The organism is Larkinella terrae, assembly GCF_009668025.1.
GTDB classification, from domain to species: Bacteria; Bacteroidota; Bacteroidia; order Cytophagales; family Spirosomataceae; genus Larkinella; species Larkinella terrae.
In genome coordinates, this window is sequence record NZ_WJXZ01000002.1 from 541,495 (window position 1) to 567,532 (window position 26,038).

At 53.8% G+C, this 26,038-nt stretch carries 17 protein-coding genes; 3 read left to right on the forward strand and 14 right to left on the reverse strand.

Annotated elements, in window-relative coordinates:
- Positions 1–18 precede the first annotated feature (18 nt).
- Positions 19–1,842 carry a glycoside hydrolase family protein gene (locus GJJ30_RS06250; protein ID WP_154174285.1) on the reverse strand — a complete coding sequence of 608 codons (1,824 nt, stop codon included), beginning with the start codon at positions 1,840–1,842 and terminating at the stop codon, positions 19–21.
- A 258-nt stretch (positions 1,843–2,100) separates the two neighbouring features.
- Between GJJ30_RS06250 and GJJ30_RS06255 the strand changes: the two genes are divergently transcribed.
- Positions 2,101–3,234 (forward strand): acyltransferase family protein, encoded by a 1,134-nt coding sequence (locus tag GJJ30_RS06255; protein WP_229312987.1) that lies wholly within the window; start codon positions 2,101–2,103, stop codon positions 3,232–3,234.
- A gap of 173 nt (positions 3,235–3,407) precedes the next feature.
- Here GJJ30_RS06255 and GJJ30_RS32290 read toward each other — a convergent pair whose 3' ends face one another.
- The 11 genes from GJJ30_RS32290 to GJJ30_RS06305 form a co-directional block, all read right to left on the reverse strand.
- Entirely contained in the window at positions 3,408–4,442 is a 1,035-nt protein-coding gene (locus GJJ30_RS32290; protein ID WP_154174286.1) for a sulfatase-like hydrolase/transferase, read from the reverse strand.
- 141 nt (positions 4,443–4,583) lie between these two features.
- On the reverse strand, positions 4,584–5,981 hold the full coding sequence (locus GJJ30_RS06265; protein ID WP_154174287.1) for a sulfatase: 1,398 nt from the start codon (positions 5,979–5,981) through the stop codon (positions 4,584–4,586).
- 3 nt (positions 5,982–5,984) lie between these two features.
- Positions 5,985–7,385 carry a sulfatase family protein gene (locus GJJ30_RS06270; RefSeq protein WP_154174288.1) on the reverse strand — a complete coding sequence of 467 codons (1,401 nt, stop codon included), beginning with the start codon at positions 7,383–7,385 and terminating at the stop codon, positions 5,985–5,987.
- 84 nt (positions 7,386–7,469) lie between these two features.
- Positions 7,470–9,326 (reverse strand): sulfatase-like hydrolase/transferase, encoded by a 1,857-nt coding sequence (locus GJJ30_RS06275; protein WP_154174289.1) that lies wholly within the window; start codon positions 9,324–9,326, stop codon positions 7,470–7,472.
- A gap of 32 nt (positions 9,327–9,358) precedes the next feature.
- Positions 9,359–9,697: a hypothetical protein gene (locus tag GJJ30_RS06280; protein ID WP_154174290.1), complete on the reverse strand. Its 339-nt coding sequence runs from the start codon at positions 9,695–9,697 to the stop codon at positions 9,359–9,361.
- Positions 9,698–10,014: 317 nt separating this feature from the next.
- A complete protein-coding gene (locus GJJ30_RS06285; protein ID WP_154174291.1) occupies positions 10,015–10,959 on the reverse strand; it encodes a sterol desaturase family protein in 945 nt (314 codons plus the stop codon).
- A 25-nt stretch (positions 10,960–10,984) separates the two neighbouring features.
- Entirely contained in the window at positions 10,985–11,152 is a 168-nt protein-coding gene (locus GJJ30_RS32010) for a hypothetical protein (protein ID WP_170299140.1), read from the reverse strand.
- A 139-nt stretch (positions 11,153–11,291) separates the two neighbouring features.
- On the reverse strand, positions 11,292–11,453 hold the full coding sequence (locus GJJ30_RS32155) for a hypothetical protein (RefSeq protein WP_205880535.1): 162 nt from the start codon (positions 11,451–11,453) through the stop codon (positions 11,292–11,294).
- Positions 11,454–11,476: 23 nt separating this feature from the next.
- On the reverse strand, positions 11,477–13,042 hold the full coding sequence (locus GJJ30_RS06295) for a RagB/SusD family nutrient uptake outer membrane protein (protein WP_154174293.1): 1,566 nt from the start codon (positions 13,040–13,042) through the stop codon (positions 11,477–11,479).
- Positions 13,043–13,128: 86 nt separating this feature from the next.
- Positions 13,129–16,200, reverse strand: coding sequence for a SusC/RagA family TonB-linked outer membrane protein (locus GJJ30_RS06300; RefSeq protein ID WP_154174294.1), 3,072 nt, complete (start codon positions 16,198–16,200; stop codon positions 13,129–13,131).
- Positions 16,201–17,005: 805 nt separating this feature from the next.
- A complete protein-coding gene (locus GJJ30_RS06305; RefSeq protein WP_170299141.1) occupies positions 17,006–20,881 on the reverse strand; it encodes a hybrid sensor histidine kinase/response regulator transcription factor in 3,876 nt (1,291 codons plus the stop codon).
- 377 nt (positions 20,882–21,258) lie between these two features.
- Between GJJ30_RS06305 and GJJ30_RS06310 the strand changes: the two genes are divergently transcribed.
- Complete coding sequence (locus GJJ30_RS06310; RefSeq protein WP_170299142.1) at positions 21,259–21,936, forward strand: SGNH/GDSL hydrolase family protein; 678 nt, start codon at positions 21,259–21,261, stop codon at positions 21,934–21,936.
- A 19-nt stretch (positions 21,937–21,955) separates the two neighbouring features.
- Here GJJ30_RS06310 and GJJ30_RS06315 read toward each other — a convergent pair whose 3' ends face one another.
- Both GJJ30_RS06315 and GJJ30_RS06320 read right to left on the reverse strand, forming a co-directional pair.
- On the reverse strand, positions 21,956–22,927 hold the full coding sequence (locus GJJ30_RS06315) for a methylenetetrahydrofolate reductase (RefSeq protein ID WP_154174297.1): 972 nt from the start codon (positions 22,925–22,927) through the stop codon (positions 21,956–21,958).
- Positions 22,928–23,123: 196 nt separating this feature from the next.
- Positions 23,124–24,029: a PIG-L deacetylase family protein gene (locus GJJ30_RS06320; RefSeq protein WP_154174298.1), complete on the reverse strand. Its 906-nt coding sequence runs from the start codon at positions 24,027–24,029 to the stop codon at positions 23,124–23,126.
- Positions 24,030–24,621: 592 nt separating this feature from the next.
- On the opposite strand from GJJ30_RS06320, the gene GJJ30_RS06325 reads away from it, so the two are divergent.
- Complete coding sequence (locus tag GJJ30_RS06325) at positions 24,622–25,965, forward strand: MFS transporter (RefSeq protein WP_154174299.1); 1,344 nt, start codon at positions 24,622–24,624, stop codon at positions 25,963–25,965.
- Positions 25,966–26,038 lie beyond the last annotated feature (73 nt).

Sequence of the window (26,038 nt, forward strand, 5' to 3'; positions counted from 1 at the left end):
GGTGAGTTCCCGGCGGTCTTACACCGTTTTGGCCAGAACGCCGATCTCGATGGCCGCAACCGTGATGGTTTCCTTGCTTTGATTTTCAACGACAATTTTGTTCCAGCCGTCGGTCAGGAGCGAAACCGGAAACCGGTAATTATACCCGAGATGCTCTTTGGTCAGATGCGTCAGCGAACCGCAGGAGGTCAAGAGCTTCTGACTTTTTTCATTTTTCAGATTGGGCCAGCACCCATTTACCGATACCGGCAGAAAGCCCGGTTTATCTTCGGCTTTGAGCACCACCTGCACCACCAGTTCCAGGTTCTTATCGGCGGGTTCGGCGCACATCGCGAGTTGAAAAGGTCGTTGGGCAAAGGGGCCGATGCTGGCGGGCAGTTGGGCCGGTAGCTCAAACGGCGTTGGATTGAAGAAGGCACCGGCCGTGCTGAAGCAGTAATGCTTCGGTTTCCCGCGTAAAAAATCCAGTTTATGAATGTCGCGCAAAGCGGTATAATCGGCCTTAAGGCCCGGGATGAGCGGCTGATCCGAACAGAAGAAATTGAACCATTCGATGCCGTGAACGCCCATCGCCAGCTTTCCGGCCGCGTTGGCCCGCTCCACTTCCGGGTTAGCCCCAATGTAGCGCATGCGCTGCTCAACGCTGCCCGACTCATTTTGCGTCGGCAGGGAATTGGCCCCGTCGTCTACTGACCCGTAAATCGTGACGCGCTCGCCCAGGCGTTTCCGGAATTCGTCGTGCGGCATGTCCCAGGTGGTAGCCCAGAAACCGGCCGGAATGATGAAGTCGAGTGTTCCCTCCTGCGTAAGCGTAACCACGTCAATGCCAATGGCTTTCAGCGAGTCCAGTGCCCCCGGAATGCGCATCCCGAACGGATACGGTTTTCCGGTTTTCTTCGCCCGGCGCTGGGTCAGTTCCCGAATCTGCCGGAACCAGTCGTTCATCATGGCGATGGTCTGGTCCGACGCGCCGGGTTCGCAGCAGAGCGGTTGCCGCCACCAGTCCAGTTCCAGCCCTTCGTAATCGTAATCTTCCACGACCTCCCGAATCTGCTCGAACATCAGGGCGCGCACTTCCGGTTTTTCGTAGTTAAAACCAATCCGGTCCTGCGCATTTTGCAAGCCGTACGACGCGTGCTTGAGCCGCATCTCGTCTTTCTTGAACAGCGGAAGATTGAAAAAACTGCCGTCCACGTTCCGGCTACCGTGCATGTCGTTCATCCGAATGCTGACCCAGGGCGAGATTTTCCGGCGTCGGCATGCTTTGGCGGTTTCGGCCAGCCAGTCCACACCCGCGTCGAGCAGGTCCTGGTAGCGATTCATGAACCGCTCAAAATTATCGAGAAATTCCTCTACCGCTTCGGGTTCGGTAATGCCCTGACAAATCGCGTGGCCGCGAAAAAACTCCCGATCCCCGCGCTTGTAGCCGTCGAGAATGCTGGGAATTTTCTTGCTCGGATACCAGGCCCGGTTGGCGTTGGCGTTGATGACAAAGGTGTCGATCCCGTTGTCGGCCAGCAAATCCACGTAGCGGTGAATCGCCTTTGCCTGAAACGGTCCGCCGATGGCCACGGGTTTGGTTCCCATCTTGCCCGTTCGCGGATTGACCACGGTTTTCATCGTGTAATCTTCGGGCTGCCAGCGTTCGGGGTTGTAAAAATACACGCAGGTATCGCCGTTGAACAGGTTACGGTGTTGGTCCAGTGCGTTTTTTTTAGGTGGAATAGCCGGTTGTTTAGCGGGAGCCGGGGCAAACAGGCTCGGCAGGACCGGGGCGGTGGCGGCACTGAGTAAACCGCTGCGCAAAAAAAACCGGCGGTTTTGCTTGTTTTCAGATTCCATGCGAACGGTTTGTAGTCAGGGAATGAAGTTAGATTTTAGGTCACTGATTCACAAAACTAGCTTCCGGGTAGTCCGCTTTCTCCTACTTCTCTATGTATTTATAATATTATCTTTCACGACTCGACCCGGAGCGGAAAAATTCGCTGACAAGAAACCAAATAACGCGTAGGTGGCACGGGAGAAAACGCCATGCCCGACTCGGGGATATGACGTCAGGGAATGCCTTTACTTCAATTTATTCCCTAACATGATCGTATATTGCTGAATTTTCTGCTATTGATGGACAACAACGAACTTGGCACCAGGCCGCATTATCAACTATTGGATGGACTTCGGGGAGTAGCCGCGATTATCGTGGTGTTTTTTCACCTGACCGAGCCGCTGGCCAGCAGCCACCTTGACAATGTTGTCAATCATGGTTACCTGGCCGTTGATTTTTTCTTTCTCTTATCCGGCTTTGTCATTGGCTATGCGTACGACGACCGATGGAACCAGTTAACCATCAGCGGTTTTCTTCGGCGTCGGTTCGTGCGGCTGCAACCACTCGTTGTCCTGGGCATGATACTCGGCGGCCTGGGCTTTTATTTTACTGACTCACCAATATGGCCGCTGATACATACCGTTCCGGTATGGAAGCTGGTCGTCGTAACGCTGATCGGCTGTACGATTTTACCCATACCCCTTTCCATGGATATTCGCGGCTGGCAAGAAATGCATCCGCTCAATAGTGTCGGCTGGTCATTATTTTTCGAGTACATCGCCAATGTTCTTTACGCCCTGGGGTTACGAAAATTATCGAATAAAGCCCTGGCTTTATTTGTCGTACTGGCCGGGGCAGTGCTGCTGCATTTTGCGGTTACGAACCCGAACGGAGACGTGACCGGTGGCTGGACACTCAATACCGAACAACTGCGGGTTGGAATAACGCGTACGATATTTCCATTTTTTGCCGGTTTGCTTTTATCGCGGGTAGCACGGCCTACCTCCATCAAAAATGCTTTCCTGTGGTGTAGCCTGCTGGTTGCGGTTGTGTTGCTGATGCCCCGAATAGGCGGTGCCGAGCGTCTCTGGATGAACGGTTTATACGAAGCTTTTTGCATCATCCTTGTCTTTCCGCTCATTGTTTATCTCGGTGCCAGTGGGGTGGTGCGTAGCCAAACGGAAGCTAAAATTTGTCAGTTTCTGGGTGACCTTTCCTATCCTTTATACATGACGCATTATGTGCTTGTCTATTTTTATGTGGCCTGGGTAAGCCATCATAAAGGCATTACTTTAGGGCAGGCCTGGCCCTACGCCCTGCTCACTTTTTCGGGGGCTATCGTGCTGGCTTACCTAAGTTTAAAATGGTACGATGAACCGGTCAGAGCCTGGCTGCGAAAAAAGCTGAAGTAGCGAATCCGAAAGTCGACACAACGGAATCAGGACCCTGATGTCGTATTTGTTTACGCGGAGGAGCGGTTTGAATAGAGAAGCCTCAGCATCGTGCCAAGGCTTCTACCGAATACAAAACCAAATTTAAACTTGAATCAAGGCATTTAGTTTCTGTAAATAACTCGTGAGAATACTCAGAGCGATTCGGCAATGCTGGACTGAATTTCGCCTTTGGGCGTGACACCGGTTTTCTTCCAGACGGCCTGATCGCCTTTGTACAGCACCAGTGTCGGCAGCGCCGTAATGCCCAATTCCTTCACCAGTCCTTTGTTTTCGTAGGCTTCAATCCGGATGACTTTCACGTTGGCGGCCTGTTCTTTTTCAATTTCATCGACCGTCGGAGCCAGTTTTTTGCAGGAACCGCAATAGCGCGAGCCGAAATCGACCAGCACCAGTTTGTCGGTTTTGAGCTGAGCCTGATAAGCTGCCAGCGTGAGGCCCGGTCCCATGGTGGATTCTTTATATCTGGCAATGTCTTCGGCGGGGGCCTGCAACGGCCAGTGGGGCGCGTTGTAGGCCAGATACAGGAAGAACGGTTTGTTTTTCGACTCGTTGATGTACGAAATCGCGTGGTTCATAATCTCGTCGGTCAGGTATTTGCCGGGCTCCAGGTTGATGCGCCGGTTGTTTTCGACCAGCTCGACGGGCGGCACCTTGTCTTTGTACGGACTGATGTCGTAGAAGTTACTGGCGCCACCGATGAACCCGTAAAACCGGTCGAAACCGCGCTGGTTGGGCCAGTACAGACTGTCGTTCCCAACGTGCCATTTGCCCGACAGATACGTGTTGTAACCCGCCTGTTTCAGCACTTCGCCGAACGTCAGCGACTCCTTGTTGAGCCAGCCCTGATAAGCCGGTAACCCCAGGTTGACGTTAAAATAGCCCACCCCGGCTTTGTGGTGGTATTGCCCCGTAATGAGCGACGCCCGCGTCGGCGCGCAAATGGAATTGTTGTAAAATTCGCGCAGCCGCAGGCCCTCGGCGGCCAGTTTGTCGATGGTCGGCGTCTGGATTTCCGACCCGTACGCGCCAAAATCCGAATACCCCAGGTCGTCGACCATCACCAGTATGATGTTCGGTTTTTGGGCCGATGACTGGTTTTTGGACTGGCCGAGCGTCAGGTTCAGGCTTAGCGTTACGAAGGTGAAAATGAGCAGAATTCGGTGCATGGAGATTGGTTATAGATGAGGTAAAATGGCTAAGTTCAGATTCGTGTAAAAATGCTGATTCTATAGATTTAATAGATTTTCAAGAAATGGTAACCTACCAATCGAGCACTTAACAGTCCTACCCTTCGGGGGTTGGGCATGTTACGGTTTTTTATATTCCGGATTGGGTTCGGGCATGTTGGCCTTTACCTCCGAGCGCCATTTCCTGAGCAAAGCGGCCAGTTCGTTGGTCTTGTCCGGCAAAGCGGCCGCGAGGTCTTTTTGCTCGGAAATATCCTGTTTCAGGTTGTACAATTCGAGTTTACCGGTTTCGTACAGTTCCACCAGTTTGTAATCACCCAAGCGCACGGCTGCGGCCGGTCGGCCTTCCTGATTGCTGAAATGCGGATAATGCCAGAAAATCGGTCCCCGTTCCACGGCCAGTTCCGGTGATCTCAGCACCCGGGCAAAACTCTTTCCGTCCGGGCTGGCGGGTTGGCCGGTTATTCCCAGCAGCTCCTGAAAGGTGGGCAGAAAGTCCGTGCCGGTGATGTAATTTTTCGTCTCGGTCTGCGCGCCAATCCGGCCTTTCCACGAAAAGATGAGCGGCACGCGAATACCGCCTTCGTACACATGGCCCTTCCAGGCCCGCAGCGGTTCCAGTGTCGTCGGGCGTTGGCCCAGTTCGGGCAGGCCGAGTCCGCCGTTGTCGGAGGTGAACACCAGAATCGTGTTATCAAGCAGGTTCAGCTTCGTGAGCTGGTCGATGACGCGCCCGACGCCGTCGTCCATACTCTCGATCATGGCGGCATAATTGGGGTCGTATTTGCCGCCCGATTTTCCGTAGTTGTCGAAGTAATACTTCAACTTGTCGGCCCGGGGCACGAGCATGATGTGCGGGGCGGAATACGTCAGGTACAGAAAAAATGGCCCGGTTTTGTGCTGGTCGATAAACTCCAGGGCGTAGTCCGTCAACTGGTCGGTCAGGTACTTCGTGCCCTGGTCTTCAAAGACGGTTTTGCCTTTCGAGGTAATGGTGTAGTTGTAATAATCCAGGCCGTTTCTGGCAATCACGCGGTCGTAGGCAAAACCCTGAGCCGATGGGCTGGTGGAGTCGGCTGAACCCAGGTGCCACTTCCCGACCATGCCCGTGGCGTAGCCGTTCTTCTGCACCACTTCCGCCAGCGTGGTTTCGGCCGACGGCAAATATTTGGTCCACTGCGCGGGCAGCAGGGGCGATTTGGGGTCTTTGCGATCCCCGGCAATAAAGTTGGTCAGGTGCAACCGGGCCGGGTGCTTACCCGTCATGATGGCCGCCCGCGAGGGCGAGCAAACCGGGCAAGCCGAGTAGGCTTCCGTAAACCGCAGACCGGTTTTCGCCAGCTTGTCGATGTTGGGCGTGCGGATGTACGGATTGCCGTAGCAGCCCAGATCCGTGTAGCCGAGGTCGTCGGCCATGATAAAGACGATGTTCGGTTTAGCTGGTGCCGATTGCCCCAAAACCGTCCCCGACACCAGCAGGAACGCCCAAACAAATAAGAAAAGTGGACGGTTTTCCATCGGTTAGTCCGGTTTTTTGGCGTACGTGATGTCCAGCGCGGCCCCGGTGTCGCCCTGTTGTTTCATCCAGGCTTCCAGTTTCTGCCGGTAGTGCCGAATGCGGTTTTGCTGGGTCGAGTCATTCGCCAGATTCCTGAACTCCGAAGGGTCGGTCTGCGTATCGTAAAATTCGACGGCGGGTCGTTTCACAAACCGGTCGGTGATTCGTTTCGCCTGTGGATCGCTTTCGGCCCGATCGATCCAGGAAAACCAGACCGAGTTGCCATCCCGGCGTTGGGCACTGGCGTTCATCATGAAGCGGTTGTAATATTCCGAGTCGGGTGTCAGGTTCAGAATCAGCTTGTAGCGGGTGTCGCGGATGCTCCGGATCGGATACGGATTGCCTTCGGGAATGTTGTTGTGAATGCCATAGGTGAAATCCCGCGCCTGCTGGCTCTGTCCGCGCAAAACCGGCAGGAAGCTCTTCCCGTCCAGACCGGCCACCGGTTTGCCGCCCGCCAGATCGATGAGCGTCGGCGTAATATCTTCGTACTGCACCAGCGCGTCGGTTTGCGTCCGGGGCTTCACGGTGCCGGGCCATCTGACCAGCATCGAGCTCTTCTGACCGGCGTCATACAGATTCCACTTAGCCCCCGGAAACTGCGCACCCTGTTCACCCAGAAAAATCACGATCGTGTTTTTGTCCTGCCCGGTTTCTTTCAGCAGTCGGGTAATGTCGCCCACCTGATTGTCGAGCCGCCGAACCTCCGCGAGATATTTTACAAACTGTCGGCGGGTCAGTTTCGTATCGACGCAGTACGATGGCAGAACCAGTTTATCCGCATCGAATTCGGTCGTGTCGCCGACGGTCCAGGGCGTATGTGGATTGATACTCATCACGAACAGGCAATACGGTTTACTATCCCGCGTCATGTATTCTTTGACGCCGTCCAGCGTGTAATCGTCCGTCGCGGCCACGCAATTCGGTTCAAAACCGCTGACAATCTCAAACGGAAAGACGGTTTTCGGTTTCGTACTGTGGTCTTTGCCCGTCAGCCCGACGCGGTAGCCCAGGTCGGCCAGGTAATGGCCGACACTTTTCAGATCGTTATAAACCGGTTTGTGATTCTGAAACGATCCGTGCCGAACGGGATACAAGCCCGTAAACAACGACGCCCGCGTGGGCACACACATCGCTTCGGACGCGTAGATGTGGTTGAATTTCAGGCCCTCAGCCGCCAGCGCGTCGATGTGGGTGGTTCGCAGGTTCCGGCCCCCGTAGCAACTCAACTGCCGACTGTCAAGATCGTCGGCCATGACGATGATCACGTTGGGTTTTGCAGCGGCTGGCGGTTGTTGAATAAATCCCACGAAGCCGCTGCCAAGCAGCGAAAGCAGAAGTCCGGTCAGAAGGGTAAGACGCATAACGGAATGGTTTAGGGCTTTAGGAAAACCAGCGGTTTCTGGTTTATTCCTTTGTAAAGAACGTCATTTTCTGCTGGTTGGAAATCACTTTTCAAGCACTTCCACCAGGTTTTGGGCCGCCCGCACATCATAGGCTTCGTTAACGGCATTCGGCGACGGATTTTTCGGGATCAACGCCCGGGCCGCTTCCCGCGCGGGAGCCGCGTCCGGGCCAATCGCTAAGAGTGCGTTCAGCGCCTGAAGCCGCACCGGACGGCTGGAACTGGACAACGCTTTTTGGAGTGCCGCCACCGCTTCGGCGGTTTCGCCAAGCTGGTACAAGGCTTCCGCAGCCGCCACCTGCACGGTTTCTTCGTCGTCCTGAAGCCGTTGCTGCAAGGCGGTTTTCGCCGGAACCAGTTTCAGCACCGTGCAGCCCGTAGCCGCCCAGTACCGGACAATGGGATCGGGATCGGCCAGCCGGTCAATCAGTTCCCTGCCATCGCCCGGCTGGCGCGACGACGCCAGGGTGGCGGTTTCGATGACCCGGTTCCGGTTATACTTTCCGCTGCGAGCGTAATCGTACAAAGGCGTTTTTTCGGCAATCCGGGCGAGCAGGGTTTCGGGAATAAAACCTACATCCTGGCTCTGCCGAAGCCATTGTTCGTTGGCGTTCCGCAACCGGGTCAATTCCTTGGCATAGCGCGGGTCGGTAGCCAGGTTGTGAATGTTGTCGGGATCGGCAATCGCATCGTACAATTCCTCCGCCGGTTTGGGTATCCAGAACCGGGCCTGCGTCTCGTTCAGCCGACCGGCTTTGAACTCGGCTTCCCAGGACGGAATCGACGGCGCTCTCCACAAATAATCGAGGTGCTGGCCGTAAATCCGGTGCGGCAAATAGTTGCGGATGTAGCGAAACTTCTTGTCCCGCACCGAGCGCGACAGGTCGATGGCTTCGTCCATTCGCCCCCGAAAACCGTAGGCGTATTGGCGTTCCGGTTTTTGCTGTGTTCCCAGAAACGCCTGTCCCTGCATATAGTCCGGGATTTTAATACCGACCAGACTCAGAATCGTGGGGGCAAAATCCAGAAACGTCACCAGTTGATCAGTTTGCGAGCTGGGTTTTGCCTTGGCCAGATGGGCGTATTTTTTGGGCAAATGCACCACCAGCGGCACATGCAGTCCCGATTCGTACATAAACCGCTTGCTACGGCCCAGCACCCCGCCGTTGTCGGCGTAATAGAAGACGATGGTGTTGTCGGCCAGTCCGGCTTCCCGCAACTCGGTCAGGAGTTTGCCCAGTTGCCGGTCCATTTCCTCCACCTTGTCGTAATACTGCGCCCAGTCGTGCTTGAACTCGGTCGTTCGCGGGTGGTACGGCGGAATCGGCGCTTTCTCCGGGTCGTGGTGGAGCGAAGCCGCAGGCTGGTGCAGCGAACTTTCGTGCGAAACGTTGAGGTTGAAAACCGCAAAAAACGGCTGGCCCGGCTGGCGGTTTTTGTACGTTGCCGCATTGCTCGACTCGTTCCAGGCGTCGGGCTGCTCGACCGTGTTGTAATCTTTTTTGGCATTATTCGTCGTGTAATAGCCCGCTTCCCGCAGATACTTCGGGAAAAACTTCACAAACGACGGCACCGGATTCGTGCTCCGCATGTGCTCGGTCCCGAGCGAGGGCGGATACATGCCCGTAATCAGTGTGTTGCGCGAGGGAGCGCAAACCGGGGCGGTTGAAAACGCATTTTTGTACAGAATGCTTTCTTTGGCAAACCGGTCGATATTCGGCGTCGTCGCGTACGGATTGCCGTAACAGCCGATCAGGGAGGTATTGTTGTCCTCACTAACAATCCAGAGGATGTTGGGCCGGTCGACGGGCGTCTGGGCTATCACCAAAACCGGGATGCTCAGAACGGTCAGACAAAGCACCGTCCGGGCCAGCAGGTTCTTCAACAATTTTCTTTTCATACGTCCGGTAGCTTCAAGGGTTTTCGTCAGGGCTACTTGCCCCAATTGGGTTTTCCAAAATTCAGAAAGTCATGGTATTTTTTCATCTCATTGACCAGCCGTGTTTCCAACTGTTGTTTTTTCCGGCGAAAAGCCGGATCGCCAGCCAGGTTGCGGGTTTCGTAAGGGGCCTTGTTGAGGTCGAGCAACTGCGTGGTTTGCTGCTGCTTCAGGTTGTATTTGATCAGCTTCCGGTTGTTGGCAGTCCGAACGGCGCGATCAGAATACAACACCAGCACGTTGACCGGTTTTTTCTGCGCAAAAACCGGGTGCACAAAACCGCTCAGGGTGATGGGTAAAAAACCAGGAAACCGTTTGGAACTGGATTGCATGGAAAAGAGTACGGTATTGGTAAAATGTTGTGATTTTGAACTTTCCATTTTGCCCGATTTGCCCCCAACCCCCTGAAGGCCGGGCGGCCGGTGCCGGAGCCTGGTAAACTAAAAGCGTACTAGTTAGACAAGCTTTAAAAAGGCCGAAACGGGTTTGCTAAATTTCGCCTTTTTTTAAGCCTGTCTAAATTTTATACTTTCCCTTCTTTCGCGTTGCCCCCAACCCCCTAAAGGGGGCTTTAGCACACCAATTAAAGCCCCCTTTAGGGGGTTGGGGGCAATATAGAAAACAGGCTTTACTATTTTTGGACAATCTCTTACATCACTTTCAATTCCGGTTCGCCATAAAGTGACCCGGTGGTAATGACCGGCGCAGAAACTGGCAGTGACGCTTTCTCATCCTCTTTCACCATCGGGCCGTTCTTCGCCAGTTCGCTGCCTTCTTTTTTCGATTTCAGGATCGGCCACATAAACTGGGCGTACCATTCTTCCTGCTGGTAATGCGAAATCCCGTACGACTTCGGGTACTGCCGGGTGATCAAACCGGTGCCGAAAATAACATCCCACAGGAAAAACATGTTGCCAAAATTACCTTTATAATGCCCCACGCCGTCGTCGGTGGTATCGGCGTGGTGGGCGTGGTGCGTGGCTGGCGTCGAGATCAGGCGCTCCAATACCCAGGCCACCGGATGCAGCCACCGGTTTTCGTAAAACGGTTTGTCCCAGGGAATGCTGGAATGGGCCAGCGTGGTAATCAGCGACTTGATGCCGCGCACAAACAAAGCCGGATAGCCCAGGCCCAGGAAAACTAAAACCGCCGTCAGGTAAGTCTGCGAGAAGAACATGGTGTAGATGACATTCTGACGGCTGGCCATCGCCATGCCCATGTACGGCGCGGAGTGGTGCGTCCGGTGAAACCGCCAGAGAAACGGTACCTCGTGGTGCAGCCGGTGATACCAGTATTGCGTCAGGTCGTCGGCCACGGCGATGATGGCAAAACCCCACCAGAACGGCACCCAGTCGAACGCATTTTTGTAATCGCCGAGCACATACGGCAGGAATTGCAGCGTGTAATACGTCGTCAGCGGCCGGATGACCAGCTTGGGAAGCGTGAAGCAGGCAATGTCCAGCAACTTTTCGTTCGTGTTCCAGTGGTGCTTGTACAGACCGAGTGAAAATTCGACAACGCCCAACAGCAGCACCAGCGTGGGCAATCCCCAGGAACTGAGATTGCGAAAAACTTCTTCAAAAAACATAATCATAGCTTTCGATTTTAAGGGTGGTTACTTACTTCTTGGTTACAAGCTGCGTTTTCTTTTGGGCCTTCTTCTCCCAGGGCCGCTGCCCGGTGAAATAGAAGGTGATAAACATGAGCAGCACCGGCAGGGCGTACAAAAAGACGCTTAACAGGGCGTTCCGGACGATGCGTCGCGCAATGCGGGGTTCCATTTTCATGCGTTTTAACGGTTTACAGTTTTCGGTATACGGTATACGGTTTTCGGTTTATGATGCGGTTCTTTGCCGGAGCCGACGCGTTCTTATTAAAGCTTACGTCAGCCACCGAAGCGTCGGCCCAGTGAAAACCGTACACCGCTCATGGGTGGCTGGCATGCGTGGACTGGGGGGGGCGGTGCAGCAGGTGCTGCGTCAGGCGCAGGCCCCAGAACAGAATCAGAAAGGGAATCAGGGTGACCAGGATGCCGACGGCAATCTTTTTTGCCAGCAGAACCAGGTCGGATCGGTTCAGGAATTCCATGCGTTTGTTGGTTAAGTGGTTGATTACCAGGCCGGATTTTGGGTCAGCAGGGCGTTGTTGTCGAGTTCGGATTGCGGAATGGGATACAGCCGGTTTTTCTCCGTCGCATTCGTTTTGCCCACCTTGTGCAGGTTCCGGACGAACGTGCTGTTGCCACTGGCGTCCTTTTGCCGGATCAGGTCGAACCAGCGCTGGTATTCGAATACGAGTTCGAGCCGCCGATCCAGGTAAACCGCTTCGCGGAACTGATCTTTGGTCAGGTCCGGGGCTAAATCCGGCAAACCGGCCCGGTTCCGAACCCGGTTCAGCGACTTGTAGGCCTTGGCCGTCGGGCCGTTGGCTTCGTTTTCGGCTTCGGCGTGAATCAGCAGCAGTTCGGCATACCGGAGAATCGGTACGTTGGCGGCCGATTCACTGGTGACGGCGGTCGAGTTCGGGTCCCACCACTTGTTGAAAAACGGCGTCGAATCGTTCGAAACGGCTGCGTTGGCGATGGGCAGCGCGTATTTGCGGCCGTTGGTCGGACTGGTAAAGCTGGTGACGAACGTCGCCCGTTTCCGTTTGTCGCCGGGTTGGTACAGCTTGTAGATGCTGAAAAACTTGTCGCTGCCTTCCGTATAAAACCGCACCATGTGGGCGTAGTTGCCGCTCAGGCCGGGGATCGACGAAAGGATCGTGCGCGGACTTTCGTTGTTGCCCTGATTGAGTGAGTTCGACTTGAACTGGGCCGAGAAAATGTGTTCGGCGCCATTTTTGGTTGCGGGCAGAAATACATCTGCGTAGTTCGCAAACAGGTTGTAGCTGTACGGTCCGGTGCCACCATCCGCCGACGACAGCACTTCCTCCGCTTTTTTAACGGCATCCTGGTAATGCGACGCGATGTTGAGCGGCTGCGATGCTTTGGTCAGGTACACTTTCGCCAGTAACGCTTTGGCGGCTCCCTGCGTAGCCCGGCCTACATCGGGGGCACTGTACGAAGCGGGCAAAACCGTGGCCGCTTCGGTCAGGTCTTTTTCAATCTGCTCGTAAATTTTGGCCGAGGGCGACTTGGCCACGGCGTAATCCGAGGCCGAGATAAATTTCTGGTATTCCGTAATCAGCGGCACATCGCCGTATAAACGTACCAGGTTGAAGTAGTACAGCGCCCGCAGAAATTTCGTTTCGCCCAGCAGGCGGTTTTTCACGCTCGCATCAAACTCGATCGTCGGTATTTTTTCGAGCGCGACATTCGCCTTTTTAATGGCGGCATAATGCTGCTGCCAGATTTCGTACACCCGTAGGTTGGTTGAGGAGTGGGCCAGCACCGACAACGACCGCACGTCGGGATTGGTAGCGCCCGGCCCCGGATCTTCGTCGTCCCCGGCCATGTTCATGCCGGTATTGAACAGCGTGTTGTAAGGTGTCTGAATGGAGCTTCCGCCCGAATTCAGAAAGAAATAAACCGCATTGACCGCGTTGATGGCGTCGGCCTGGGTTTTGTAATATTGATCTTCCGATTGAAACGCTTCCGGGCTTTCGTTCAGAAACTCGGAGCAGGAGGCCGTCGCCAACGCGATCAAGGCAACGGCAGTATATTTTAAAGCTTTCATAGTGGTTCGACTTTTGCCCCCAACCCCCTGAAGGGGGCTTAAGCTTCTGGATTTTAAAGCCCCCTTCAGGGGGTTGGGGGCAATTTTTAAAATGACAGGGAAATACCAGCCTGGTAGGATTTGCTGTTCGGATACACGCCCGAATCCACGCCTTTGTTGATCAGCGACTGGCCGTTCAGGCTCACTTCCGGGTCGTAGCCGGTGTAGTTGGTCCAGGTCGCGGCATTCTGGGCTGAAACGTAAACGCGCAGGTTGGTGATTCGTGCCTTGGCGAGCAGGCTTTTGGGAATCGAATAGCCCAGCGAGATGTTTTTCAGCCGCACGTACGTGCCGTCTTCAATGAAGCGGTCGGAGATCGTGATGGCCGGGTCCTGGTAGGCGGCTTTCACGTCCGTGTTCGTGTTGGTCGGAGTCCAGCGGTTGAGTAGGTCGCGCGACGCGTTGACGTAGCCGGTTCCCAATTCCAGGTTCGCCCGGTTTTCGTTGTAAATCTTCCCGCCAAAAGTGCCCTGGAAGAAAACCGTCAGGTCGAAACCTTTGTAACTGAACGTGTTGGTCAACCCGGCCGTAAAACCGGGTTGGTTGGCAATCACGATGCGGTCGCCAGCCTGCGTGATCACGCCGTCGCCGTTGATGTCTTTGTATTTCTGCCCACCCGGGCTTTTGTTGGCCTGGGGCGTCAGAGCCGCATCGCCGTTCTGAATCACGCCGTCGGTCTGGTAAACAATGAACGAGCCCAGCGGATAGCCCACTTTGGCAATCGAAGGCGCGGAAATCACCGGAATGATCTGATCGACGCCGTTGCCCAGGCTCAGAATTTTGTTCGTGTTTTTCGAATACACCAGAATGGTATTCCATTTCAGATCGCCGGTCAGGTTGCGCGAGTTGACGTACAACTCAATGCCCTGATTCGAAACCGCCCCGATGTTCTGGTAGATCGTGGAGGCCTGTCCGCCGTAAAAGTTGGACAAACCCGACGAGCCCGGCACCGTCCGCGACAGCAGCAGATCGGTGGTTTTTTTGTAGTAATAATCGGCCACGACCTGAATGCGGTTGTTGAGCAGCCCGACATCGACCCCGGCATCGACCTGGAACGTTTTCTCCCAGCCCAGATCGGGGTTCGGAACGGTGTTCGGAGCAAAACCGGAAACCGTGGTGTTGGAGAAATTGTACCGGAAATAGCTCAGTTGCGACAGCGACTGGTACGGCGGAATGCTTTGGTTTCCGGTTAAACCGGCGCTCAGCCGGAACTTGAGTAAACTGATTTTCTGGACGTTCTTGAAAAAGGCCTCGTTGTTTACGTTCCAGCCGAAAGCCGCCGACGGAAAATAGCCCCATTTGTTGCCCTCCCCGAAGCGCGATGAACCGTCGGCCCGCAGCGTCAATGTCAGCAAATACCGGTCGTCGTACGCGTAGTTGACCCGGCCCAGATACGATGCCAGCGACCAGCGGGTGGCAAAAGAAGTAGGTGTCCGGGGCGTAATGCCGGTGCCTAAGTTGTTGTACGAAAACGCATCGGTGGCAAAACCGGCGGCTTCGGCCACGGCCCCTTTGGCGTCGGATTGCTGGGCCGTAAACCCAATCACGGCGTCGATTTTGTTCTTCGCATCGATTTCCTTGAAATAGCTAAGTGTATTCTCATTCAGCCAGTTGGTTGTAAAGGCCGACCCAACGATCGCATTACCCTGCAGGTTCTGGCCTTCGGCGGTCGAAATCGGCAGGTAGCGGTTTTGCTTGTTATCCACCACGTCGGCCCCGAACAGTACCTTGGCCTTCAGGCCGTCGATGAGGGTATATTCGGCGGAGAGGTTGCCCAGAAACCGGTTCGTGCGGGTTTCGTTTAGCTGGTTATAGAGCGAGTTGATCGGGTTTTGCAGACTGGATTCGAATGGGCTGTTGACCACAAACGTGCCGTCCTGCCGGTAAATCGGTAGCGCCGGGGGCGTTTGCAGGAGGTTGCCCACAATGGCCGCCGGGGCCACATCCGCTTTGCTCGTGCTGCCGGTGATGTTGGCGCTCAGCCGCAGTTTCTTGCTATAGTCGTGAATGACGTTGATCCGGGCCGTAAACCGGTTGAAACCAGTGTTTTGCAGAATCCCGTCCTGGTTGAAATAATTGCCGGAAATGGCCAAACGCGTTTTGTCCGACCCCGACAGAATGGAAAGGCTGTGGCTCTGGATGGCCGCTTTCCGAAAAGCGGCAGCCTGCCAGTCGGTGCCAAGGCCGGTGGTGTCAAGCGAGTAACCGATCGTGGACGGAATCGTCACGCTTTTGCCCGAATTGCGGGCGGCATCTTTCCGCAGTTGCCACCACTCGCCAGCGTTCATCAGCGGAATCGTCCGGATTACTTCCTGAACGCCGTAATAGCCGTCGTAGGTGATGGACGATTTTCCTTTGGCGGCATTTTTGGTGGTGATAATTACGACCCCGTTGGCGCCCCGAGAGCCGTAAATGGCCGTGGCCGAAGCATCTTTCAGCACATCAATCGACTCAATATCAGCCGTGTTCAAGGTAGAAAGCGGGTTGATCTTCGACCCATTGGTAACGCCCGCGTCGTTCAGGGAGTAATCGTTGTTGATCGGAAAACCGTCGATGACGTACAGCGGATCGCTGCCCGCCGTGATCGAGTTGTTCCCCCGAATCTGAACGCTGACGCCCCCGCCCGGCTGGCCGGACGTCTGGGTCACGATGGCCCCCGCGACGGCCCCCTGCAACAACCGCTCCGCCGACGCAACGGGCTGCGTCTTGATTTCGGCCGGAATGGAGGCAATGGAGCCGGTAATGTCGCTACGCTTCTGGGTTCCGTAGCCGACGACGACCAGTTCGCTGAGTTGATTCACGTTTTCGTGCAGCTCAATTTCGATGGTATTGGCAACGACGTTGACTTCGCGGGAGACGTAGCCGATGTAGTTGACGACGAGCGTAAATGGCAGTGTCTGACCGGTTTTGAGGGCAAACTTCCCCTCGATGTCGGTGATGGCGCCGTTGGTGGTGCCTTTGATCTGGACCGAAGCACCGATCAGCGGTTCTTTCGTTTTGTCGTCGATAATCCGGCCGGTCAGGGTTGCATTGATGACTGGGCCGTTGTTCTGGGCGAGGAGAATCGCCGGTTGGAATAAGATGGTCAGCCACAGAAGAAAAAATAAACTTTTTTTCATTGTTTTGTACTGGTTAACTGAAAAATAAGGTGCCGTGACAGCCGCTTCAACGGTTGTCCGGAATCATTTGCCAAAGTGAGCCTTGTTTTTAACCAGCCAGCCCTGTTGCCGCAGGGCTGGCTTTTTTGTGTTGTTCAGGTGGAAAGCGTGTTGGTTTACAGTGATAAAAAAATAGTTTGGTAGGATAAACTTTAAAATCTATAGAATTTATAGATATTTGTTCGGAACCTTCGCTTCAATTGCCGTTGGCGAAGTAATTCAGGTGTAATTACCGGGAAATCCGGCGGCCGGTTTAATTCACAGACCGGCAACGCACTTGATCAGATAAAAAGGTGTGATAAAGGAAGTTAATGAGGCCTAATAGCCCGCCACTAGCAACAACAACAGGCGTTGTTGGCATTCCGGGGCCGAGAAAAAGAAGCCCCCAATCCATCGACAGAATACTGACAGAGCCAATGAGAAGTAAACCGGTTTTTCATTTTTGTAAATGAAATTGAGACATCGTCGAAGAAATCGCGACTATTAATCTACTTAGTCAGGAGACAAAGTAATGTAATGCAAAATCCATTTGCAAGAAATAATTCGTTTTAATGCTACTTAGGCCACTTTTTCGACGAATAGTTCAAGTATTTATCGGGAGATTCTAGTTGAGGTAACGGTTTTCCGCCATCTAAGTAGGCGTCGGAGGTTGGGTTCGTAAAACGCCGGGCACACTATAACATTTTTCCCATCGGTCGAAAAGCCTGAAAAAATGCCAAAGCACGGTTTTAAAGCTGCCGATTGGGATAATTGCGATAAAGGCAGGTTATTCTTTAACCTTCGCCAGGTACTGTCGCGGGGTCAGCTGGTAATGCTGCCGAAACATCTTGGTGAAATGCGCGGGGGAATCAAACCCGACCAGGTAGGCGGTTTCCGAGATTGCTTTTCCCTCCTGCAACAACTGAACCGACCGCTTCAGCCGATGCATCCGAATAAAATCGCCGGGTGTTACGCCTGTTACTACTTTCATCTTGCGGTACAGACTCATCCGGCTCATGTTCGTGAACTTCTCGATGTCTTCGACCCGAAAGGCCGCGTTATCAATGTTGGCTTCAATGAGTTGGGTGATGCCTGCCAGCAACGGATCGGCTGGCACCGGATCCGGACTAGCGGGATGGTGCTCGGAATGAGTCAATCCGGCGTGGAGTTGCTCCCGCAGCCGACGCTGATTCTCCAGCAGATTCCGCACCCGCAACTGAATCTCCTGCACGTGAAACGGTTTGGTCAGATACTCATCGGCTCCCCGTGTCAACCCTTCGATCCGGTCTTCGTAGGAAACTTTTGCCGTTAGTAATATTACCGGAATATGGCTGGTACGCAGGTCACTTTTTAAGTTATTACACAAGGTGTAGCCATCCATTACCGGCATCATCACGTCACTGATGACGAGATCCGGCATTCGTTCGAGCGCCAGACTCAAGCCATCCAGCCCGTTCCGCGCCTGATCAATTTCATACTTCTCCGGCAAACTCTCGGTGATAAATTCCGCCAGGTCGGCATTGTCTTCTACCAGCAAAATCCGAACCCGTTCGTCACTAACTTCGTCTTTGGGAGAAACCGCCGTCTCCTCAACGGCCAACCGGCTTTTTTCGGTGGGTTGAGCTTTCCGAATCGGCAACCAGACCCGGAAGAGGGTACCCTGCCCCAACTGGCTCTCCACCGTGATCTGTCCCTGCTGACTTTCCACCAGCTCTTTGACCAGCGACAGCCCGATACCCGTCCCCGCCGGGCGGTTGGGGAGTTTTTCCAAAACCGTTTCTACCTGATAATACCGGTTAAAAATCAGCGGTAAACTGGCCGAGGGAATGCCGATCCCGGTGTCGCTTACGACAAGTTCGACTCCTTCCCGCTGACCTTCCAGGGGGTGAATACGAACACCCACCTGCCCCCCTTTCGGAGTAAACTTCAGGGCATTTGACACCAGATTATAGACAATCGGTTCGAGCTTGTCGGGATCGAACCAATAGTGGGATGCCAGGCGGTTTTCGAACAGAAACCCAATATCCAGTCCCATTGCCTGTTCCCGAAACGGCACCAGCCATTGATCGACGCACTGGCCTAGATCGCCCAGTGACTCATTGACAGTCATGAGGTTAGCTTCCAGTTTGGAGAAGTCCATCAGCTGGTTGATCAGCCGCAGCAGGTGACGAGCCTGGGTCTCCATGATCGAAATCCGACGCTGGATTCCGGGTTCCAGCCGCTGTTGGAGCAATTGTTCGGCGGGCGACAGAATCAGCGTCAAAGGCGTCCGGAACTCGTGGGTAACGTTGGCAAAAAACCGGGTTTTCATCGCATCCAGTTCGCGGAGTTTCGTGGCTTCGTGTTCTTTCAGTGCCATCGACTGCTGCATTTTGAGCCGGTTGACGTAGTTCTGAAACAGCCCGTAGGCAATCCCGACCACGACGACGGTATACAGTGCATAAGCCCACCAACTGGCCCACCAGGGCGGGTGAATGATGATCTTCAGAAAGCGGATTTTCGAGCTCCAGATGCCGGTTAAATTGGTCCCGTTCAGCTGCAGCATATACGTGCCGGGTCGTAAATCCGTAAAAACCGCTTCGGGCCGACGGCTTTCTACCCAGCCGGGATCCAGCCCCCCCAGTTGGTACCGAAACCGGTTCTTATCGTGTTTATTGAACTGCAAAACCGCAAATTCAACCGTCAGGAAGTTCTGGTTGTAGGGCAGATTCAGCTCGTCGATGGCGTGAATCGGCAACTCACCGAGGGGAGAGTCCGGACCCGGAACAACCGGTTTGTTATTGATGTACAGCGTGGTGATCTCGGTCACCGGCTGAAATGCATCGGGGCGAATTTCGCCCGGTTTGAAGGCCGTAATGCCTTCCAGTCCACCCATCAGGATGCGGTCGTCGGAGGTTCCGCGCCCGGGCAGATGCAGAAAATGAAACCGGTTGAATTCATTCGCCAGCAGGCCATCTTCGGTGGTGTAGGTCTGGATTTCCAGCGTTTTTCGGTTAATCCGCCCCAGTCCCTTGTTGGTGCCTACCCACACATCGCCGTGGCTGTCGGGGATCACCGAATAAATGACGTTGTTGGGAAGCCCATCGGCGATCGACAAGCGTTTGGACAACCCGGTTTTTTTGTTGAAAATACAAACTCCACTGCCGAAGGTTCCGATCCAGAGCAGGTCCGGATTGCTGGGGTCTGGCGCCATGCCAAGCAACGAATTACTGCTGAGGGAAGCCGGGTTGTTCCGAATCTGGGCGTAGGTTTTTATCCGGCCAGTAGCCCGGTCGATCCGCAGCAAACCGCCGGAGGAGGTCGCCAGCCAGAGGGCCTGATGATCGACAACCAGCATTTGGTGGGCATTCAGCGCTGGGTGAGGAATGGTATGAGGAAACGCCCTCCACTGTGTTTGCTGCTCATCAAACCAAAATGCGGTGGTATCATAAACCGCCCACACCCGCCCGGACGGGTCAGCGGCCAGGGGGCAGGTGTGAAAGCCGATGACCTTACTCTGGAAGGGGATTGGAAAGGGAATTTGATCGGTTTTGTTGTTCTGGAAATCAATGCGGTAGAAGTCGGAACTGCCCTCGTTGTACCACATTCGTCCGCGCTGATCGAAGGTGTAACGAAAATTGTAACTGGTTATCCCGGGAATCGCGGGAGGTCCGGATTGGGGAGGGACCCGCAGCCAGCTTTGGGAGAGCAGATCCGTTACGAAATCTTTTTTATAGAGAGCGGTTTGAAAAGGATGGTTTCGCAGGTCGTATTTTCGGACGCCCATACCGGAGGTTCCTACCCAAAGTACGTCCGATTGATCAATGAAGGCACACTGGTACGAATTTTGAGATTGATCGTCCCCTTCATGAAGCAACTGAACGCCCTGCGGATCAGTAAACCTGAAAAGGGCTGAATTGCGGGCAAAATAGAGGTTCCCGTGGCTATCCTCCGTAAAGTGCAAATACCCGGCGGGGGTAGCGATCGCCGGAATGGAATACTTGCGAATCTGCCCGGAGTCCGGCTTGACCACCCACAACCAATGCTCAGTGGTCATCACGACATCGCCGGATTTACAGACCCAGATACCGGTCGTACTGGATTCTAAAACCTGGTTTTGCATGTAGTGGCGGATGGCATGGGTTTTCCAATCAATGCGGTCGAGGCCGTTAAGGGTTATCACCCAAATATTACCCGCACGGTCTTCCCGGATTCCAATGACGTAGTTGTTACTCAAGGATTGAGGCTGCTGCGGATCATGTCGAAAACGCCGGATCCGTTTAGTGCGCAGGTCCAGACAAATTAACCCGTCATTGGCCGATGTTTTCCAGAGCTGATCGTGTTGATCGGCATAATACCGGGATACCAACAGATCGTGCGACTGAAGGGGTTTAAAATAGGGTTGTTTCGAGAAATTGGTAAACTGTTCCGTAACCGGATCGAAGATGTCCAGATCGTTCAGTTCGTTCGAAATCCAGAGTTTTCCGTGGCTATCTATCTGGATTTGAGCCACTTCTGCGGTCGAGAGCGAAGGGCGACCACTGGGGTCCGGCTGAAATACCTTGAACTGATTGCCATCGTAACGCGCCAGACCGTCGCGGGTTGCCATCCAGATAAAACCGCGTTTGTCCTGCACAATCGAGGGAACAAACGACTGTGGCAGCCCTTGCCGATCGGTGATCAACTCGGGTGTGGGAATTTTTTTCTGTTGAGCAAGTAAGAAGCCGGGATAGAAAATCCACCCCCACACCAACCATCCGAACGTTATTAGTTGACAGTAACGCTGCTTCATTCACTACTCCGAGTTTCACCCACCACGAAGTAAGAATACTTTTTTTATATGTAACTATTTTTACCGTACTTTTTACTTAACGTAGTTGAAGCCGAATGCAGTTGGCCAGCGGCAGCACCGGCAAGTGGGTTACTAGTGATAAAATTTTCATCGAAGCATCAAGTTATTTTCGGTGAATACCCGGAAGCAACGTACATTGACCAAATGTTGCCGCAAAAACGAACCGAAACCTGATTCGCCCCATGCCCGGATTGAAACTAAGTTTGCCGATGACGAAATTCCTCCTGGGCTTCCTGCTGTTTCCCTTTGACGTCTTTTCGCAATCCGCGTTGGATAAACCGCTCACCATTTTTACGCTGGGCGACAGCAACGGTACCTTTCCCTTCAGCTGGCCGCAGCAACTAAAAACCGCCCTGCCGAATGCGCAGGTGTTCAACATCAGCAAATCGGGCCGAACCATCGGGTTTGTCAACAACGGCGACAGCACCCTCAATTCGCTGCTGGTCGTTGACGAAAACCTTAGAAAGGCCGCTGAATTCGCGCAGGATCGGCCTTTCGATTACATCGTGATCGAGCTGGGCACCAACGACGCCAAAGCGGTTTTTGCGGATCGTCAGAACGAAGTGCCGGCCAATCTGGAGAAGCTGATCCAGCAAATCAAAGGCTGCCGCTATCCGGCCATCCGCCGGGCGAAGATTGTCGTCATTTCTCCACCGCCGTACGGGACCAAAGCGGAAGCAACCGCCAAATACGCCGGGGGCAATCAACGGGTGGCCCGGATGAGCGAGAGCTTCGGGCAAGTAGCCAAACGCAACGAGTGCCTGTTTGTGAACGGTTTTGAAACGCCCGGCTTGAATATCGAAACCATGACAACCGACGGACTGCACCTGGATGCCGTCGCTTCTCAAAAGCTGATTGAACCCGTCGTGGCTAAAATCGCGAAATAAGCCATCTACGCATTAAAAACTAGAAAGACCCGGGCGCAGTGACTTCGAATTCTTTTGATGGTTTTCGAACTCCTTTTTCCTTCAGCATCCGGCTTATTTGATTCACCAGATCGATCGACGCGTCGATCTCCGCTTTGCGAATGGCGACGCTTTCGATATTGAAACCAAACGGGATGGAGCGTTCCTGGCAGATCGTGGTCAGCGCGGAGGCAATGTCGAAGCAAATCTTCACCGACTTTTCCAGCATATTCTCCGATCCGAGCAGATCGGCTTTCACGTCGTCCGGTACGTGAATCCCCAGCCACTCCATAAACTGCAGCGTTTTGGCCGATCCGCAGGCGGTAATCGTGAAAATGAGGGTCGGCGGGGGGACGTCCTGCCGTTTACAATTCTGGGCCAGATCTTCGATAACCTGCCGGGCGTAGTCCAGATTAAAGACACATTGCGAAATAAAATACGAAACCCCGCAGCTCATTTTATCCAGCATCCGGACTTCCTCATCCTTCAGTACGTGATGCCTTTCCGGGATGGTTACCGCGCCGATTACGGAGGAATTCTGGTGCTTGCTCCAGAGTTTATAGGCTTCCGGCAGGCTCGTTTTAACCGGAAAATCCGGGGCCGGAACACCAACAAAAACCGGATAAAAACGGTTTTTGTACAGTTCTTCCAGCCAGTTGGTCAGCTCATCGGGCGAAAATTTGCCCGCTGGGCGGTAGATTATTTTCGGGACTGGTAAGGTGCCCAGATAACCGGAGGCAAAAACGAGCGGGTCCAGCGCATTGATAAACGGGAATGGCCGTTCTTCATTGGTCCGGGCCGACTCATCCTGAACATCATACACCACCAGGGCGTCGATATCCAGACCAGCCAGTCGCTCGATTGTTTTTTGGGCAATTTCGGCAATGCGTTCAGGTGCGGTACTGGTTTTAGGCGGTGTAATGCCGTAAAGCAGCACCCCTGATTCACCGGATTTGATCTTTTCTACAAACATGATGATACTTAAAGTCGAGCTAGTGATTTCGGGAAATAGGCCGCCCGATCCGAAAACCGTTGCTCTTTTGGCGGGCAATTTACTTCCTTTTTTTGAAAGAAAATCCGGCCAACCGCTTCTTGCCGGGTTGATTCGGTCATTTTCAGCGAAGAACGGCGTTCATTCCGGAACTGGCTGGGCCGTTACCCCGTAACCATCAGCGCGGCAGCATGGGAAAAAGCCGCCTGATTTCTTCCGGGTTCGGCTGCCGGCCGTACTCGCAAATTTCGAAGACTTCCACCCATTTGATCCGGGCCGCCTTTTCCGGGCCGTACCATTTTTCGATGGATACCTTAATTTCCGGCGTCGGGGAAAACCGCCGTTCCATTGCGGTCTGCAGCCATTTTTTTCGCTCCACAAGGTCTTTGGGCACATTAGCCAGGTCCTGGCGGGTCCAGGGCAGCCACTCGTAGAATTGGGAGACGTGGGCATCGAGGCCGTCCACTTTTTTAGCCAGGGTTTCGGTAATATCGACGGCGATGTCGGGGCGGAACGGATTAGGGCGCTGAAAACCGTCGCGGAAATAGAGAAAAACCGGGTTTTTAACGAGTGGCGGCACACTGCTCAGGACGTTGGGCACGATAACCAGGTAGGCCGCATCCTGCACCACGACGCCCGTATTCCGGTGATCCGGATGATAATCGTTGGTGCGGGGCGCGATCACCAGATCCGCCTTCCACTCCCGGATTTTGCGAATAACCGCCAGCCGGTTTTCCAGCGTCGGCATCAGTTCGCCGTCGTGATTGTCCAGTACGTCGTAGGTAATGCCCAGCCGTCTGGCCACTTCCTGGGTTTCTTGGTACCGTCTTTTGGCCAGTTCGCCCCCGCCAATGTCCTGATGCCCGGCGTCCCCGTTGGTCATCGACACAAATTTTACCTTGTGCCCCATCGACGAATAAATGGAGGCAATTCCGCCCGCGCCCAGGTCGCAATCGTCGGGATGGGCGCCAAAAACAATGATGCGCAGTGGCGTCGCCGGTGTTTGGGCAAACGTGAAAGTAGCTCCCAGGCACAGGGCGAGCAGCAGGGCAAATCGCAGTTTTAAAGTAATCCGAAAGTGCATACAATAAACAGTTAAGGTTTTCTTCAGTTCAGTTCAAATCCGGCGGTTTTCGACCCGGTTTTGATTCGGAAATCTGACGGGTTCAAAAACGATCGTTTAGCCGAATTTTTTAAAACAGCTAAACCGCCGACCATAAAATAGAGAAATGGGGACGAAATTCCAATCTGTGGAAGTGCACAGCTGGTTTGCTCACTCGCTACATTCTTTGAGCAAAATGCGGTGAAGCAATTCGTAACCGAAACAGACTGATAAAGTAAGTTCCCTTCCCGGTTTCCTGTATTCGCTGTTTTCTTCGCCCCGGTTGCCTGCCAGAATATCCGATCGACCGGCTTCGAATAGCGGATTGATTGGCCCTATTCAGCGTGGGCGTCAACGAAAATTCGATTTCGGGAACGGGGCCCGGCCTGTGGTCAGGCTGATTTCAAACCCTGTAATTTTGAATAAAAACAGTCACCAACGGTTTTTTACAGGAGCTTCGCCCGGGTCGCCGAACCAGTGAACCGGCCTGGTCAATGGAAGAAGTGTCAGGCAAAACATTTTGCATAATCAAAAGGTCATAAGAGGCAATTTTAACCAGTATCAAACCCGGTATATGCTGACCAAGCTTTCAGTGCCTCTGGTGCTTTCCGAAAGTAGTTCTTTACGTTACTTTGTTTTCTTTTACCTGTATGTAATGCAGGGCATTCCGGCCGGTTTTTCGCTAACCGCCCTGGCCAATTATTTAACGGCAGAGGGGGTGAAACCTTCGGTCATCGGCTCATTTGCGGCCGTCATCGGGTTGCCCTGGGCATTTCAGTTCATCTGGGGGCCATTGATCGACCGCTACCAAAGCTCATCCCTGGGACGCCGAAAGCCCTGGGTGATTGGCACGCAGTTTTTGGCATTTCTGGCTTCTTTGGGAATACTTCTGATTGACAACCCGCTAACTGAGCTTAAATCACTGGTTTTCTTCTTTCTGATCCACAGTATTTTTGCCGCAATTCAGGATGCGAGTGTCGATGCCATGGCCATTACGGTTATTCCGGCCCACGAACGGGGCCGGGTCAACGCGTTCATGAGAGCCGGTTTCCTGGTGGGTACCGGGGTGGGTGCTGCCGTTTTTTCGCAGATTCTGCGTCAGTTCGGGTTTTCAGAAGCGGCCCTTATCCAAAGTCTTTGCCTAATGACATTATGGTTGCTGACATGTTTTGTACGAGAGCGCCCTGAAGATCGGTTACTCCCTTTTCTGAATCGCCGACCGCCGGTATTGGCCCGGACAACTAAAAAAAAGGCCCAACCGGATCGTGATTTCAAATGGTTGTTTACGGAACTGTTTACCGGTATTTTTGCGCCCCAAAACCTTTTGCTTTTTGCTGCGGTGGTAACCGCGTACGTAAGCATCAGCCTGTTTTTGAGGGCCTACAATTACCACCTGATCCAGAAAATGGGCTGGGCCGACACGTCACTTTCGCTACTTACGGGTACCTACGGCATGCTTGTTGCAGCGGCAACGGCGCTTTTCGGAGGTTATGTGGCGGATCGAATTGGCCCTTCTCGTCTGCTCATCCTAGTTTTGGGTCTGGTGGCAGCCTATCTGCTCGGCTTTAACCTGTTGGAAGCCACCTGGACCAATCAAACCGTTGCCCGGTCGGGTCTGGTTGCGTTGTATTTTATGGATCCGGCTGTTAGTGTAGCAGCAATGCCCCTGCTGATGGCCATTTGCCGACCCGGGGTCGAAGGGTCGCAATTCACGACCTATATGGCTTTTGTCAATTTAGCGGATATTGCCGGTTCATACCTCGCTGGTCACGCCCTGGTTTACATTCAGGCACCAACCCTTGGGCTGGTAGCGGGCGGATTATCGGCTGTGGCCATGATCAGTACCTGGCTGACCATTCGACAAAATAAAGATTTATCGGAAAAACCGTATCGAGGACCGATCCGTCAACGAGATTGAATGAATGACAGACTTGCGTCATGCCAGAAGGCGGGCTGCCATTTATCGACTGGTTAAAAGCCATCAGGTAAAG

Excerpts from the sequence above, each read along its gene's own strand:
- GJJ30_RS06250 (WP_154174285.1), bottom strand. The coding sequence starts at position 1,842 with ATGGAATCTGAAAACAAGCAAAACCGCCGGTTTTTTTTGCGCAGCGGT.
- GJJ30_RS32290 (WP_154174286.1), bottom strand. The coding sequence starts at position 4,442 with ATGCACCGAATTCTGCTCATTTTCACCTTCGTAACGCTAAGCCTGAAC.
- GJJ30_RS06265 (WP_154174287.1), bottom strand. The coding sequence starts at position 5,981 with ATGGAAAACCGTCCACTTTTCTTATTTGTTTGGGCGTTCCTGCTGGTG.
- GJJ30_RS06270 (WP_154174288.1), bottom strand. The coding sequence starts at position 7,385 with ATGCGTCTTACCCTTCTGACCGGACTTCTGCTTTCGCTGCTTGGCAGC.
- GJJ30_RS06275 (WP_154174289.1), bottom strand. The coding sequence starts at position 9,326 with ATGAAAAGAAAATTGTTGAAGAACCTGCTGGCCCGGACGGTGCTTTGT.
- GJJ30_RS06280 (WP_154174290.1), bottom strand. The coding sequence starts at position 9,697 with ATGCAATCCAGTTCCAAACGGTTTCCTGGTTTTTTACCCATCACCCTG.
- GJJ30_RS06285 (WP_154174291.1), bottom strand. The coding sequence starts at position 10,959 with ATGATTATGTTTTTTGAAGAAGTTTTTCGCAATCTCAGTTCCTGGGGA.
- GJJ30_RS32010 (WP_170299140.1), bottom strand. The coding sequence starts at position 11,152 with ATGAAAATGGAACCCCGCATTGCGCGACGCATCGTCCGGAACGCCCTG.
- GJJ30_RS32155 (WP_205880535.1), bottom strand. The coding sequence starts at position 11,453 with ATGGAATTCCTGAACCGATCCGACCTGGTTCTGCTGGCAAAAAAGATT.
- GJJ30_RS06295 (WP_154174293.1), bottom strand. The coding sequence starts at position 13,042 with ATGAAAGCTTTAAAATATACTGCCGTTGCCTTGATCGCGTTGGCGACG.
- GJJ30_RS06300 (WP_154174294.1), bottom strand. The coding sequence starts at position 16,200 with ATGAAAAAAAGTTTATTTTTTCTTCTGTGGCTGACCATCTTATTCCAA.
- GJJ30_RS06310 (WP_170299142.1), top strand. The coding sequence starts at position 21,259 with ATGACGAAATTCCTCCTGGGCTTCCTGCTGTTTCCCTTTGACGTCTTT.
- GJJ30_RS06315 (WP_154174297.1), bottom strand. The coding sequence starts at position 22,927 with ATGTTTGTAGAAAAGATCAAATCCGGTGAATCAGGGGTGCTGCTTTAC.
- GJJ30_RS06320 (WP_154174298.1), bottom strand. The coding sequence starts at position 24,029 with ATGCACTTTCGGATTACTTTAAAACTGCGATTTGCCCTGCTGCTCGCC.
- GJJ30_RS06325 (WP_154174299.1), top strand. The coding sequence starts at position 24,622 with ATGCTGACCAAGCTTTCAGTGCCTCTGGTGCTTTCCGAAAGTAGTTCT.